The sequence below is a fragment of the Streptomyces melanosporofaciens genome (assembly GCF_900105695.1).
GTDB classification, from domain to species: Bacteria; Actinomycetota; Actinomycetes; order Streptomycetales; family Streptomycetaceae; genus Streptomyces; species Streptomyces antimycoticus.
In genome coordinates, this window is the sequence record NZ_FNST01000002.1 from 5,510,657 (window position 1) to 5,524,649 (window position 13,993).

The following is a 13,993-nucleotide window of genomic DNA, read 5'->3' on the forward strand; positions in this document are numbered from 1 at the left end:
TCCGGGCCGCCGCCCCGCGCGACGTCACCGGACCGTCAGATCCTCGCGGCCGGGGCGGCTGACGTCACCGTTTCGTCATGGGCTCAAGGCCCCGGAACGCGGCGCGGCCGCCCTACCGTCATGCCATGAGCCACCCTCCCCGTACCCACCGTGACGGCCGCGCGCTGTGGCGCAGTCCTCTGCGCGGCCCCTGGCTGACGTCTGTCTTCGGCGTGATCCTGCTCTTCGGCCTGCCGGTGCTCTTCGTGACCGGACTGCTGTCGTACGCCGCCTACAACCCCGGCCTGTCCCCGGTCAACGACCAGACCCCGGACAAGGGGCTGCTCGGCTTCTACCTCTTCACCTGGCCGACCAACCCCTCCTGGCTCTACCGCGTCAACCAGGGCGTGCACGTCACCCTCGGGATCGTGCTCGTCCCGGTGCTGCTGGCCAAGCTGTGGTCGGTGATCCCCAAGCTGTTCACCTGGCCGCCGGTGCGGTCGGTGGGGCACGGGCTGGAGCGGCTCTCGCTGCTGGCGCTGGTCGGCGGCGGGCTGTTCGAATTCGCGACCGGGGTGCTCAACGTCCAGCTGGACTACATCTTCCCCGGGTCCTTCTACCCGCTGCACTTCTACGGGGCGTGGATCTTCATGGCCGCCCTCGTGGTCCATGTGGCGCTGCGGTTCCCGGCCATGGTGCGGGCGCTGCGCAGCCGCGAGCTGCGGGCCGAGCTGCGCACCCGCGCCCACGACACCAAGCCGGAGCCGCCGGACGAGACCGGCCTGGTCAGCCCGCAACCGGCCGCGCCCACCATGTCGCGGCGGGGCGCGCTCGCCATGGTCGGCACCGGCTCGTTCGCGCTGCTGGTGGTGACGGCCGGTCAGAGCATCGGCGGCGCGCTGCGCGAGACCGCCGTACTCGCGCCGCACGGCCGCAACCCGGGGTCGGGGCCCAACGGCTTCCAGATCAACAAGACCACCATGGCCGTCGGCCTCCGCGCCCGCGACATCGGCCCCGACTGGCGGCTGACGGTGCGCGGCGCGACGGGCCGCGAGACCGTCCTCACCCGGGAGGCGCTGCTGCGGCTGCCGCGACACGGCGCGGCGCTGCCCATCGCCTGTGTGGAGGGGTGGTCCACCTCCGACCAGCGGTGGGACGGGGTGCGGCTGGCCGACCTCGCCGCGCTGGTGGGGCATGCCGACCGGCCACCGAGGGTCCTGGTGGAGTCGGTGCAGCGGCACGGCTCCTTCCGCCGCGTCGTGCTGAGCGACGTCCAGGTGCGCGACCCCCGCTCGCTGCTGGCCCTGAAGGTCAACGGCGCGGATCTGTCGCCGGATCACGGCTATCCGGCGCGGGTGATCGTGCCCGGGGCCCCGGGTGTGCACAACACCAAGTGGGTCGGCCGGCTGACCTTCGGAAACTTCGAGGAGACCGCGTGAAGGGGCTTGGGGGAGGCCGCATGAGGGGGGCTCGGGGAGGCCGTATGAGCGGGCTTCGAGGGGACCGTATGAAGGCCGCGCTGCGCCGTTTCGGGCCGCGGGCCGCGCTGCGCCGTTTCGGGCCGCGGCGGCTGGAGCCGGAATCACCGCTGCGGCTGGTGCTGCTGCTGTGCTCGTTCGCGCTGACCGGCTACGCCGGGCTCAAGCTGCTGAGCGGCGACTGGTTCGGGATCCTGTTGTGGATCGTCGGCGCCGCCATCCTCCATGACCTGGTGCTGCTGCCGCTGTACGCGCTCGCCGACCGTGCCGTGGGCGCCGTGCTCCCGGCCGCGGCCCGCTGGATCAACCATGTGCGGGTGCCCGTCTTCCTCTCCGGGCTGCTTTTGCTGGTGTGGTTCCCGCTGATCCTCGGTCGGCGGGAGCGCCGCTACGAGAACGCGACCGGGCTGAGCGCCGACGTCTTCTGGCCGCGCTGGCTGCTGATCACCGCGGGACTCTTCGCCGCCTCGGCCGTGTGGCTGGCGATCCGGGTGGCGATCCGGGTGTGGCGGCGTCGCCCGGGGCCTCGGCGTGGGGCCCCGGCGGCGGGGGAGCGGAAGCCGCCCGCAGGGCCCGCACGGCCCAGCCGGCCATGACCGCCGCGCCGGCGACCGCGTACCCCAGCGTCCCGACCCACGCGCCTTCGTCGACCGCACGGGCCGTCACATACTGGGCAACTCCCGCGAGCGGCAGGCCGAGCCACTCCCAGCGCCCGTCGAGGGCCACCAGCGCCACCACCAGCAGCGCGTACCAGGGATAGCCGGGCGTCATCAGCAGGAACGCGGTCCCGGTCACCACCAGCGCGCCGCGCCAGGGCCGCCCGGGATCGCCGCGCAGCAGCACCCACGCGACGACCACGAGCAGGACGGCGGCGACCACCGGCAGGGCCCAGCTCTCCGGGGCGGGGTGGAGCAGGCGCAGCAGCGCGTAGCGGTTCTTGTCGTCCGCGGCGGTGGAGCCCGTCTCGTACCCCTCCTCGGCCACATAGCCGGTGAGATAGCCGAGCACGGAGGAGCGCGAGAGCAGGACGTACGGAAGGTAGCCGAGCGCGACGACGGCCGCGGCGGGCAGCACGATTGCGGAGGCGGGGCGCACCGCCGCTGCCGCGGCGCGGCGGAGCCGGGCGCTTGGCGAGGCGGGACTCCCGGCGTTTTCAGGGGCCTTGGGGGTCTTGGGGTTCGTGGCGAGGATGCCGGAGAGCGCACCCGGCAGGGTCACGGCGGGCAGCAGCTTGGCGGCGATCGCCGCGCCGAGCAGCACGCCGCCCAGGGCGCGGCGGCGGGGGACGGCGACCAGGCCCGCGACGGTCAACAGCACACCCAGCGCGTCGACATGGGCGTTGTTCACCGCCTCCACCGGCACGGCCGGGCACCAGGCCCACAGCGCCGCGCGGGCGGTCGCGAGGCGGGGATCGGGGCGGCGGCGTGCCGCGGCGAGCAGCACGGCGGTGGTGGCGACGGACAGCAGCGCGCCGCCGGTCTGCAGGGGGAGGAGAGTGGAACCTGACGGCGCCGAGCGGTGTACAAGCAGGAAATAGCCCTCTGCGACGGGAGGATAGATCGTATGGACCGCGGGGCGGTTGAGGCGGGTGCACTGCGACTCGGCTGGGCCGGAGGTGCCGCGCGTGTGGTCGGGGGCCTCGCGCGTGTTGCTGGGGGCGTTGGGCGCGTGGTCGGGCGCCGGATCGGTGCGTGGGTGGGCGCCGGGCGCGGGAGGTTCGGGTGCGGGGCGGACGGGGGCGCGGTCGGGGCCGTGGCAGGCGGAGTCCGTCGGGAAGAGCCAGCGGTCGCGCAGCGGAGCGAGCGCGGGGTCCTCGGGCGCGTGGTCATAGGGGGATATGCCCGCGGCCTGCACACGTCCGTCCCAAGCGTAGCGGTAGGCGTCGGTGCTCGTGCGCGGCGGCCCGAGCAGGCCCGTGGCGGCGACCGCGGCGCTGCCTGCGAGCACGAAGACGGCGGCCTGGCGGGCGCCCAGGCGGCGGACTGTCCACGCCGCCGCGGCGAACAGCACCCAGGCGAGGGCGTACCAGCGGGAGAGCGTGCCCGGGGCGGTGTGGAAGTCGTCTCTGCGGAAGGTCAGGGCGAGGACGGCGACCAGCGAGCCGAGCAGTGTGGCCGGCGCGAGCGGGGATATCCACGGGTGGGCGGTCCGCCCCCGCGCGGCCCGGGTGGGGCGCTCTGCCGGGCGGGGCTCGTCCGTGCTGCCGGACGGTGGTGCGAGGCGGTCGCGGGCCGGTGGGCGAGGGCCCGGAGCGGAGTGCCGATCAGGCACCCGGCCGGTCCATCGCGCGAGTCGGCCGGGCCGCAGCAGGCCGCGCGGCGATGCCGGCACGGCTCAGCGCTCCGTGGCGGACCGGGGCAGGGGCGGTGTGCGGCGCAGCGACACAAAGCTCCGGTCCCGCGCGGTCCACTGCTCGACCGGGTTCCAGCCCACCGCGCGCGCGTGGTGCAGCAGTGCCGGGACGCCGACCCGGGCCCAGGGGAAGGCCGTTCCCATGTCGCCCCGGCCGTCGTCCACCCGCACCCGCACCCGCTCGTCCACATCGGCCGCCGCGGCCTCCACCAGCAGCAGCCCGTCGGGGGCTATGAGTTGAGCGACGCGCGCGAGGAGCGCCTGCGGATCGCCGCCGATGCCGATGTTGCCGTCGATCAGCAGTGCCGTGCCCCAGCGCCCCTCGCCGGGCAGCGGTTCGAAGACCGAGCGGCACAGCGCGGGCCCGCCCGCACGGACCGTTCGGGCGACCGCGGCCTGGCTGACGTCGATGCCCAGGCAGGGGCGGCCGCGCAGGGCCAGTGCGGCCACCAGCCGACCGGGTCCGCAGCCGATGTCGAGGGCCGGGCCCTGGCAGCGCCGCAGCACGGTCCGATCGGCCGCGTCGGCGTCCGCACACCAGCGTTCGACGTCCAAGGGCAGCATCCAGCCGTCGGCTCGGCGCAGGAACAGCGGACCTCGGCCCGCGTTCAGCGCCCGGACATAGGGGTCGGCGTGCCAGGCGGCGGCCGCGCGGCGAGCGGGAGTCCGCTCGCGCACCGGTCCGTCGCGCACCGGTCCGTCGTGTACGGCTCCGTCGCGCACCGATCCGTCGTGTACGGCTCCGTCTCGTACTGTCTCGGCCGTGCTCATCGGGCGGTGGTCCGGGACAGCCGGGCAAGGGTCCGGGCGAACCGCCCGCCCGGGGCGTCGGCCGCCACGCGTGCGGCGTCCTCCGCCGTGTCCACGTCGCGCAGCATCGGCAGGTCGCGCACCCGCAGCCCCGCGTCCGTCAGCCGGCGCCGCTGTGCGGCACCGGTGGTGGCGGTGGACATCGGCACGCCCCGCAGCAGCCCGGGATCCGGTTGCGCGAGGCCCAAGGCCCAGAAGCCGCCGTCGGCGGCCGGGCCGAACCAGGCGTCGCAGTCGTGCCAGCCGTTCGGGTTCAGCGCGGGGGCGAGGAGCGCGGGGGTGACCTGGGGGGTGTCCATGCCGATCAGCAGGGCGGCGCCCCGGCAGGCGGCGAAGGCCGCGGCGAGCCGTTCGTCCAGACCGCCGTCGCCCTGCGGCACCACCTCGAATCCCGGCGGCAGCCACGGCCCGGGGCGCCCGTCGAGCACCAGCACCCTGCGGCGGGCGGGCATGGCGAGCGCGGCGTGCAGCGTGTCGGCGAGGCACGCCTCGGCGAGCGAGGCGGCCTCGGCGGGGGTGTACGGGGGAGTGAGCCTGGTCTTCACCCGCCCGGGCACCGGTTCCTTGGCGATGACGAGCAGCGTCGTCCCGTCCTCGTGGGTGGGCCGGGAGCCGGTGTCCGCACGGATATCCGCACCGGGGACCGGCCCGTCGGCGCCATCGGGTCCGGAGCCGGGGCGGGCGGAAGCCGAGGGGACCTCCGCCGGGTTCGCATCCTCGCGTGGCGCGGCGCTCACCGCGCGGCCCTCGATGAGGCGGCCAGGTCGTGGGCCACCGGCGGCTGGCGCAGCACGGCGCGCATATCGCGCACCGCGTGCCAGGTGCCCCGCCAGGTGCCGGTGACCTTCGACTTCCCGGTGCGCGGCCGGTACGGCACCTCGCGTTCCTCGATCCGCCATCCCGCGTCCGCGGCCCGTACGACCATCTGCAGCGGGTAGCCGCTGCGGCGGTCGGTGAGGCCGAGGTCGAGCAGCGGTTCGCGCCGCGCGGCCCGCAGCGGGCCGAGGTCGCCCAGCGTGAGGCCGGTGCGCCGCCGCAGCATGCGAGTCAGCGCGATATTGCCGAGCCGGGCGTGCATGGGCCAGGCCCCCGCTCCTGGGGACGCCGCCGGCCCAGCACGAGGTCGGCGCCGCCTTCCGCGACGGTCCGCACGAAGGCGGTCAGCAGGCCGGGGTCGAGCGAGGCGTCGCAGTCGCAGAAGCAGACGATGTCGGCCTCGGCGGCGAGCAGCCCGGCATGGCAGGCGGCGCCGAAGCCACGGCGCGGTTCGTGCACGACGGTGGCGCCGTGGGCGCGGGCGATCGTGGCCGAGCCGTCCGTGGATCCGTTGTCGACGACGATGGCGCGCCAGCCGGCCGGGATGCGGGCCAGCACCCAGGGCAGGGCGGCGGCTTCGTCCAGACACGGCAGGACGACGTCCGCACAGGGGGTGGTCGAGTTTGTCACCCGCACCACACTACGAAGGAGAAAGCGACATTTCGGGCTTCAGGTTCTTACGAAACACGGACGTCGCCCGGTCCGCGGCCTCCCGGCCGCACCCTGGCGCCGGACCTGGTGTCACGCTGTGGGGCATGCAGCAGACCCCGTCTCCCACCCGCGTGCTCGTCGTGGACGACGATCCGACCGTGGCCGAGGTCGTCGCCGGGTACCTCGGCCGGGCCGGATTCGCCGTGGACCAGGCCGCCGATGGCCCCGGGGCGCTCGCCCGCGCCGCCGCCCGCTGGCCGGACCTGGTCGTCCTCGACCTGATGCTGCCCGGTATGGACGGGCTGGAGGTCTGCCGCGCGCTCCGGGACCAGGGCCCGGTGCCGGTCATCATGCTCACTGCGCGCGGCGACGAGGAGGACCGGATCCTCGGCCTGGAGATCGGCGCGGACGACTACGTCACCAAGCCGTTCAGCCCACGGGAGCTGGTGCTGCGCGTGGAGTCGGTACTGCGCCGCGGCCGCACCGGTCCGCAGGTCCCCGGCTCGTCCGCCCCCGCCCCGGGCGGTGTGGCACACCGCGCCGGGATCACCCTCGACCCCCTGGCCCGGCGCGCCACCCGGGACGGCAGGGAACTCGCTTTGACGGTGCGCGAGTTCGACCTGCTGGCCTTTCTGCTGCGCCACCCGGGGGTGGCCTTCACCCGCGAGGAGCTGATGCGCGAGGTGTGGGGCTGGGACTTCGGGGATCTGTCCACCGTCACCGTCCATGTGCGGCGGTTGCGCGGAAAGGTCGAGGACGATCCCGCCGCGCCCCGGCTCATCCAGACCGTCTGGGGCATCGGCTATCGCTTCGACGCCCCGCCCCAGGCCGACGACGGGCCACCTGCCGACGGGCCACGGGACGAGGGGCTACGGGCCGAGGCACGGCGGTCCGAGGGACGGGACGGCGACGGGCGGGGAGCGGGCTCCGATGCGTGATGTGCTCCTCATGGCGGCGTTCGCCTTTCTCGGCGCGGCGGCGGCCGGTCTGCTGGGCGCGCTGGCGCTGCGGCTGGTGCGCGGCCGTTCGGTCGCGGTGTCCCTCACCGTCGTCGCCGCCGTCGCGGTCACGGCGATGCTCACCGGGACGCTGGCCGTCGCCTGGGCGATGTTCCTGTCCCCGCACGACCTGACGGTGGTCACGACCGTGTGCGCCATGGCCGCCGTGGTGTCCCTGGCCACCGCGCTGCTGCTGGGCCGCTGGGTGGTGGCGCGCAGCAACGCGCTGGCCCTCGCCGCCCGCTCCTTCGGGGACGGCGGGAGCTTCGCCGCCCCCGACGGCCAGGCCACCGCCGAGCTCGCCGCGCTCGGCCGTGAACTGGCCGCCACCAGTGCCAAGCTGGCCGCCTCCCGCGAGCGCGAGCGCGCCCTGGAGTCCTCCCGCCGGGAGCTGGTCGCCTGGATATCCCACGATCTGCGCACCCCGCTGGCGGGGCTGCGCGCGATGTCCGAGGCGCTGGAGGACGGGGTGGCCCCCGACCCCGATCGCTACCTCCGCCGGATCCGCACCGAGGTGGAGCGGCTGAACACGATGGTCGGCGACCTCTTCGAGCTCTCCCGCATCCACGCCGGGGCGCTCTCCCTCAGCCCCACCCGGATCTCCGTCTACGACCTGATCGGCGACGCGCTCGCCGGGGTGGATCCGCTCGCCCGCGAGCTGGGCGTCCAGCTGATCGGCGATCGTGTGGACCCGGTCCCGGTGGAGGTCGACGGCAAGGAGATGACCCGTGTGCTCGGAAACCTCCTCGTCAACGCCGTCCGCCGCACCCCGGCGGACGGCACGGTCGCGGTGACCGCCGAGCGGGAGGCGGACACGGTCGTGCTGTCGGTCACCGATGGCTGCGGCGGGATCCCGGAGGAGGACCTTCCGCGCGTCTTCGATACCGGCTGGCGCGGCACCAACGCCCGCACACCCCCGGCGGGCGCCGGTCTGGGCCTCGCCATCGTCCGGGGCATCGTCGAGGCCCACGACGGCCAGGCGGCGGTCCGCAATGTCGACGGCGGCTGCCGCTTCGAGGTCCGCCTCCCCGCCGCCGCCACTTAAGCGGCCCTCCCCTCGGGCCGCCATCACCTGAGCGACTCGGCCCCTGAGACCGCTTGGACTGCCGTCACACAGGCGGGCGGCTGCTCCCCTCGGGCCGCCGTCACCTCAGCCCCGGCCCCTTCACGCCCCGGCCGGCCCCGCCCCCGCACGCCCTGACCGACCCAGCCCCCGCAGCCTCGCCCCCTCGGCCTCGGACCCCTCGGCCTCGGACCCCTCCGCCTCAGACCCCCGCGCGTTGTGGGGCGCGGGCGAACGCGGTCATGCCCTCCGTGAAGGAGATCGCCGCGCGCCAGCCCAGCGCCTCGCGGATCCGGCGCGACGACGCGGTGATATGCCGTACGTCGCCCAGCCGGTAGCCGCCCGTCACCACGGGCGCCGGGCCGCCGAACGCCGTGGCCAGGGCCGCGGCCATCTCGCCCACCGTATGGGGGTCGTCGCTGCCGGTGTTGTAGGCGGTCAGCGTGGACGGGGCCACCACCTGCGGCGCCGCCTCCAGGGCGGCGACATTGGCCGCGGCCACGTCCCGGACATGGACGAAGTCCCGGCGCTGGCCGCCGTCCTCGAAGACCGTGGGCGCCTCGCCGCGCGCCAGGGCGGAGCGGAAGAAGGAGGCCACCCCCGCATAGGGGGTGTCGCGCGGCATCCCCGGCCCGTACACATTGTGGTAGCGCAGCGACACCGCGCGGCCGCCCACCGACCGGGCCCAGGCCGCCGCCAGATGTTCCTGGGCCAGCTTCGTGGTCGCGTACACATTGCGTGGATCGACCGGTGCGTCCTCCTCCACCTTGCCGGGCCGCAGCGATGTGCCGCACTCGGGGCAGCGGGGGTCGAAGCGGCCCGCCGCGAGATCCGCCTCGGCGCGCGGACCGGGACGGACCCGGCCGTGGCGGGGGCAGTCGTAGCGCCCCTCCCCGTAGACGACCATCGACCCGGCCAGCACCAGTTGGCGCACCCCGCACTCCGCCATCGCCGCCAGCAGCACCGCGGTGCCCAGGTCGTTGCAGCCCACATAGGCCGGGGCGTCCGCGAAGTCCTTGCCGAGACCGACCATCGCCGCCTGATGGCATACGGCGTCCACGCCGCGCAGCGCCGCGACCACCGCCTCCCGGTCCCGCACATCGGCGTGGATCCACTCCCCGTCCACCGTGGGCGGCGTCGGATGAGCGGCCGGGAGCAGGGCATCGAGGACGACCGGCTCATGGCCGTGATCGATAAGGGCGGTGACGATATGCGAGCCGATGAAGCCCGCACCTCCGGTGACCAGTACACGCATGGGGACGACGCTAGGCCCGAGCGGGCGCCGGGGCCCGCCCCCGCGCCGTTCCGTCACCGCTCCGTAAGACCTTCCGGAGGAGGCGTGGTCACAGAATGGCCACAGGAGAGACGGCCCCGCGTTGCCTTTCACTGCGACCGTGGCGCCCACTCGCGTCCCCCGGGACCCCGTCCCCGAGGATCCTTCCCCCAGGGGCTCCCGGACAACGATCACCGGACACGTCTCTCCGGACCGCCGCCATCGACGAACAGAGAGCCACATGACGGTCACCACCGCCCCCGCGGCCCAGCGTCCCCGCAGCCTCAATGACGTCAAGGGCTGGTTCCCCAGCCTTGACCAAGTACTGTTCGACCGCTTTCTGACCCGCCAGGAGCGCCTCGGACAGCACGGGGACCTGATGGAGATGGGCGCCTACATGGGCAAGAGCGCCATCTTCACCGCCGCGTATCTGCGGGCGAACGAGCGGTTCACGGTCTGTGATCTCTTCGACGCGGATGCGCCGGACGAGAAGAACGCGGCGGAGGCACGCAAGTCGTACTCCACGTTGACCCGCACCGCATTCGAGCAGAACTACCTGGCCTTCTGGGACGAGCTCCCGGATGTCATCCAGGGCCCGACCTCCGTCGTGCCCGACCACGTCGGCGCCGACACCTGCCGCTTCATCCACGTGGACGCCTCGCACCTGTACGAGCATGTGGCGGGCGACATCGGCACCGCGCACAACACGCTGGTGCCCGGCGGTCTCGTCGTCCTCGACGACTTCCGCTCCGAGCACACCCCCGGGGTGGCCGCCGCGACCTGGGAGGCGGTGTTCACCCGCGGCCTGCGGCCCATCTGCCTGACCACGCAGAAGCTCTACGGCACCTGGGGCGACCCGGAGCCGATCCAGGACGAGCTGCTCGCGGACGAGGAGTGGCGCAAGGGGATGCACACCAGCGTGCAGGAGATCGCGGGCAGCAGGGTGCTGCGGTTCTCGGGGAAGCCCGCGAACCCGACCCCGCCCACCTCCCGCTACGCCGATGACCCGCGCGACCCCGCCCCCGAGCCGCGCTCCGCGTCCACCGCACCGGCGTCCGCCGTCGCGGCGCGCCGTCCCACCGCGGTCCGGCGGCTCGCCGCCGACGTGCTCCCGCCGGTCGTCACCCGCGCGATCCGCCGCCGCAAGCGATAGCCCCGGGCGCGGAATGAGCCCCGGCGCGGTGGACGGCCTTACGGCCGCCGCGGCGCCGGGTGGCTCCGGCTGCCCGACCGGGGCCGAAGCGCGGACCTGTGCGTGGTGGACCTGTGCGTGGACCTCTGCGTGGTGGACCTGTGCCCGGATCTATGCGTGGTAGAGGGCGCGGGCGCACGCCAGGTCGACAGGCCCGTCCTCGCCGAGGTGCAGGAAGTAGTTCACCTGCCACGCCTGAGTGCTGCGCGCCTGGCGATTGGCCGTGGTCACCCACGGCGGGTAGACGCGGAACCCACGCTTCCCGGCGGAGCCGTTCCGGGACATGATCCCGCGCTCGCACAGCACCTCGCCCGGGAACACGAACTGTCCGAAGTGGCCGCTGTCGCGGCTGCTGATGACGACGAGGTCTACCCCGTCGTCGGCGTCGAAGGGCCGGATCGGCCCTTCCGCGGACCGCTGCCAGACGGTGACGAACTGGCCGACCTTCGTCGGGGTGGTCTTGGCCACACGGAACCTGACCGAGCGCCCGTCGAGCGTGAACCCGTGAGCCGCGTACTCGGCGCTCTCCGGCTCGGGCACCGGCTGTGAGCAGGCAAAACCGACCGGGTCATACACCGACGTCCGCGCCGCCAAGAGATCACGGTGGAGCTCCGCCCACGGCTGATGCGTCACCATTCCCTCATCCTGCCATCACGTCCACCGCACACCGCCGGTGACCGTGGTGGCTCAAAAGACGGCCCCGGGCAGTCGAAGAAGCCCCGGCTCCGCGCGACGGCCTTACGGCCGCCGCAGTGCCGGGTGGTCCGCCACCACCGTGCAGGACCCCGGCGCGATCTCGGTGAACCCCGCGTCGCGCACCACCGGCAGCCCGCTCGTGGTGAGCTCGTCCCACCGCTCGGCCGACGCCGTACGCACCGCCAGCGGGAACCCGGCCTCGCGCCAGGCCGCCCGCGCCGCGTCGTCCAGCTCCCACCAGGCCAACTGCGCGCCATGCCCGGCCTGGGCCATCGCCTTGCCCGCGGACATCTCCACCTGAGGGCTCAGCCACAGCACCGGACCGGTGAGGTCGGGGGCGGGCGGCGGCTCGGGGTCGTCCAGGTCGGTGCCGGAGACCTGGAGCTTGGCCAGCTCCTTGGGCCAGCCGTCCAGCGGCACCGGCGGGAACACCCGCACCTCGGCGGCCGGCGGCGGTCCGTCCTCGGCAGCGGTCGCGGCGGGCGCCCGGCCCGTGACCGTGATGCCCGGCAGCTCGGCCGCGCGCCGCCACTCCGCGCCGCGCGCCCGCCGGACGACCTTGCGGATCCGGGCGTCCTGCCAGTCCCGTACGGCCTGGGCCCACTCGCCGTCCGCGGCCGTCGCCCGCTCGTCCGACAGCAGCACCAGCACCGCGCGCGCCGCCGTCTCCAGGGCGTCCGTGCGCGCCGGGGGCGCGGCCTTCTCGATCCGGACCACCAGGGGCAGGACGAACTGCGGCGCGGCGTCCCGGTCGATCTCGGAGTGCCGGAAGGGGCTGCTGCTGGCGCCGGATGCGGTGCCCTGGTGAGCGGTTGCCCGGGTGCTGGTCTCGGTGCCGGTCTCGCTGTTGACTTCGGCGCCGGCGTCGGTGCTGGTCACGCGCCCAGTGTGCCAGGAACGCGGCGCCGCCCGCCGGGCCCGGCCGCCGCGCCTATGCTCAACCAGCATGAGACTGCGAGGAGTCGGTCGCCGCTACGGCCTGGGCGGGCCCTGGGTGCTGCGCGGTGTCGATCTCGAGGTGCCGCCGGGTTCGCTGACCCGCGTCGAGGGGCGCAACGGCAGCGGCAAGTCCACGCTGCTGCGGCTGCTCGCCGGGATCGACGCCCCCAGCACGGGCCGGATCACCGGCCGCCCGGCCACCGCCTACGTCCCCGAGCGGTTCCCGGCCGAGCTGCCGTTCTCCGCCCTCGGCTACCTCACCCACCTGGGCCGGATCCACGGGCTGTCCCGCAAAGCGGCGGCGCGCGGGGCGGGGGAGTGGCTGGAGCGGTTCGGGGCGGACGGATACGCCGGCACCCCGCTCGCCGAGCTGTCCAAGGGCACCAGCCAGAAGATCGCCGTGGCGCAGGCGCTGCTGGCCGCCCCCGGGCTGCTGGTCCTGGACGAGGCGTGGACCGGCCTCGACCAGGCCGCGCGCGGGGTGCTGGACACGGCGGTCGCCGAGCGCGTGGCCGACGGCGGCGCGGTCGTCTTCGTCGATCACGACCCACGCCGCCTCGCCGGGGCCCCGGACCGGGTCCTGCGCGTCACCGAGACCCGGCTGGTGCCGGTGGACACGGACACCCGCGAGGCGCCGGGGACGGCGGGCGGGCGCGCCCCCGCCCCCGCCGTGCCCGGCCCGTCGGCCTCGGCCGGGGAGCGGCCGTCCCCCGCCGGGACGCGGCCGGGGCAGCCCACGGCCCCGGCCGCCGCATGGGTCCGGGTGGAGGCCGAGGGAGCGCCCGGGGCCGAGTTGCCCGCCGGGCTCCCGGACGGGGCGGTGCGCGAGTACGGCCCCGCCGCGCACGGGAGCGGGAGTGGTGAGGCGCCCGCCGATCCGGCGGGTCCGGTCGTACGGCTGACGGTCGGCGCGGCCCACTCCGACGCCCTGCTCCGTACCCTCCTGACCGCTGACCCGCCGTGGCACATTCGCGCGGTGACGACCGTTGGCGTCGCCCACGAGCCCGCCGAAGAGCCCCAGGAACCCACCGAGGCGCCGAAGGAGAAGGCATGACCGCGCTGCTGCGCTATCAGGCGGCCCTGCTGGCCCGTTCGCATCGCTGGCTGCCGCCGCTGCTGCTCTACGGCGCGTTCCTGGGGATCGGGGTGCAGTCCGGGCAGCCGATCCTCGACTCGCTCGGCTACGCCGCGGCCGCGCTGCTGCCCATCGCCGCCTGGCTGGTGCGGGTGTGCGTCACCCAGGAGCCCGCCGCGGCGCGCGACTGCGCCGCGGCGGCGGTCGGACCGGCCCGGGTGCATCTCGCCGCCGTGGTGACCGCGCTGGGCGCGGCGCTGCTGCTCGGCACCCCCGGGACGCTGCTCGTCGCGGCGGTCAGCGATCCGCACAGCGCGGACCACCAGCACGAGGTCCCCGTGCCGGAGGCGACCGTCGCCGGGCTGCTCGCCGCGGTCGCGTGTGCCCTGCTCGGCACGGCCGTCGGCGCGCTGTGCAACCGGCCGCTGCTGCGCCGCCCCGGCTGGGCGATCCCGGTCACCCTGCTCGCCGCGCTGCTGGTCTCGGTGGCCGGTGCCTCGCCCGCGAACGCCGCCGTGTCGGGTCTGGTCGACGGCTCGCTCAGGGGCACCGTGACGATGCCCCTGCTGCCCCTGGCCCTGACCGCCGCGGCCGCCGCCGGGGCGACCGCGCTGGCCTGCGCGCTCAGCTCCCGCCGGTCGTAAGGTTCGGGTCATGGACGACCGAGGGGT

General features: G+C 75.1%; 12 protein-coding genes and 1 pseudogene. 6 read left to right on the forward strand and 7 right to left on the reverse strand.

Annotated features, from left to right (window positions below; all coding sequences use genetic code 11):
• Positions 1 to 125 precede the first annotated feature (125 nt).
• Complete coding sequence (locus BLV72_RS26635) at positions 126 to 1,418, forward strand: molybdopterin-dependent oxidoreductase (RefSeq protein ID WP_093465359.1); 1,293 nt, start codon at positions 126 to 128, stop codon at positions 1,416 to 1,418.
• A 483-nt stretch (positions 1,419 to 1,901) separates the two neighbouring features.
• On the opposite strand, the gene BLV72_RS26645 is transcribed toward BLV72_RS26635, so the two are convergent.
• The 4 genes and pseudogenes from BLV72_RS26645 to BLV72_RS26660 form a co-directional block, all read right to left on the reverse strand.
• Positions 1,902 to 3,536, reverse strand: coding sequence for a glycosyltransferase 87 family protein (locus BLV72_RS26645; RefSeq protein ID WP_093470555.1), 1,635 nt, complete (start codon positions 3,534 to 3,536; stop codon positions 1,902 to 1,904).
• Between the two features lie 255 nt (positions 3,537 to 3,791).
• Positions 3,792 to 4,580, reverse strand: a complete 789-nt coding sequence (locus BLV72_RS26650) for a methyltransferase domain-containing protein (protein WP_208905735.1) — start codon at positions 4,578 to 4,580, stop codon at positions 3,792 to 3,794.
• Positions 4,577 to 5,248 carry a TIGR04282 family arsenosugar biosynthesis glycosyltransferase gene (locus tag BLV72_RS26655; protein WP_425288532.1) on the reverse strand — a complete coding sequence of 224 codons (672 nt, stop codon included), beginning with the start codon at positions 5,246 to 5,248 and terminating at the stop codon, positions 4,577 to 4,579. Before BLV72_RS26655 ends, BLV72_RS26650 begins: the two co-directional genes overlap by 4 nt.
• Positions 5,249 to 5,352: 104 nt before the next feature.
• A pseudogene (locus BLV72_RS26660) lies at positions 5,353 to 6,074 on the reverse strand (glycosyltransferase family 2 protein).
• Positions 6,075 to 6,190: 116 nt separating this feature from the next.
• Here BLV72_RS26660 and BLV72_RS26665 point away from each other — a divergent pair.
• The gene (locus BLV72_RS26665) at positions 6,191 to 7,024 is read left to right on the forward strand and encodes a response regulator transcription factor (protein ID WP_093465361.1); all 834 of its coding nucleotides are present in this window, start codon (positions 6,191 to 6,193) and stop codon (positions 7,022 to 7,024) included.
• Complete coding sequence (locus tag BLV72_RS26670) at positions 7,017 to 8,129, forward strand: sensor histidine kinase (RefSeq protein WP_093465363.1); 1,113 nt, start codon at positions 7,017 to 7,019, stop codon at positions 8,127 to 8,129. The genes BLV72_RS26665 and BLV72_RS26670 overlap by 8 nt, the downstream gene beginning before the upstream one ends.
• A gap of 220 nt (positions 8,130 to 8,349) precedes the next feature.
• Here the strand turns inward: BLV72_RS26670 and BLV72_RS26675 are convergent, their stop codons facing one another.
• Entirely contained in the window at positions 8,350 to 9,402 is a 1,053-nt protein-coding gene (locus tag BLV72_RS26675) for an NAD-dependent epimerase/dehydratase family protein (protein WP_093465364.1), read from the reverse strand.
• A gap of 259 nt (positions 9,403 to 9,661) precedes the next feature.
• On the opposite strand from BLV72_RS26675, the gene BLV72_RS26680 reads away from it, so the two are divergent.
• Complete coding sequence (locus tag BLV72_RS26680; protein WP_093465366.1) at positions 9,662 to 10,573, forward strand: class I SAM-dependent methyltransferase; 912 nt, start codon at positions 9,662 to 9,664, stop codon at positions 10,571 to 10,573.
• Between the two features lie 150 nt (positions 10,574 to 10,723).
• On the opposite strand, the gene BLV72_RS26685 is transcribed toward BLV72_RS26680, so the two are convergent.
• Complete coding sequence (locus BLV72_RS26685) at positions 10,724 to 11,248, reverse strand: MepB family protein (RefSeq protein ID WP_093465367.1); 525 nt, start codon at positions 11,246 to 11,248, stop codon at positions 10,724 to 10,726.
• Positions 11,249 to 11,350: 102 nt separating this feature from the next.
• Positions 11,351 to 12,064 carry a peptidyl-tRNA hydrolase gene (locus BLV72_RS26690; RefSeq protein ID WP_093470558.1) on the reverse strand — a complete coding sequence of 238 codons (714 nt, stop codon included), beginning with the start codon at positions 12,062 to 12,064 and terminating at the stop codon, positions 11,351 to 11,353.
• Positions 12,065 to 12,254: 190 nt separating this feature from the next.
• On the opposite strand from BLV72_RS26690, the gene BLV72_RS26695 reads away from it, so the two are divergent.
• Together BLV72_RS26695 and BLV72_RS26700 are read left to right on the forward strand one after the other, a co-directional pair.
• Positions 12,255 to 13,301: an ABC transporter ATP-binding protein gene (locus BLV72_RS26695; protein ID WP_093470559.1), complete on the forward strand. Its 1,047-nt coding sequence runs from the start codon at positions 12,255 to 12,257 to the stop codon at positions 13,299 to 13,301.
• Positions 13,298 to 13,966 carry an ABC transporter gene (locus BLV72_RS26700; protein WP_093465369.1) on the forward strand — a complete coding sequence of 223 codons (669 nt, stop codon included), beginning with the start codon at positions 13,298 to 13,300 and terminating at the stop codon, positions 13,964 to 13,966. The genes BLV72_RS26695 and BLV72_RS26700 overlap by 4 nt, the downstream gene beginning before the upstream one ends.
• Positions 13,967 to 13,993: the final 27 nt, after the last annotated feature.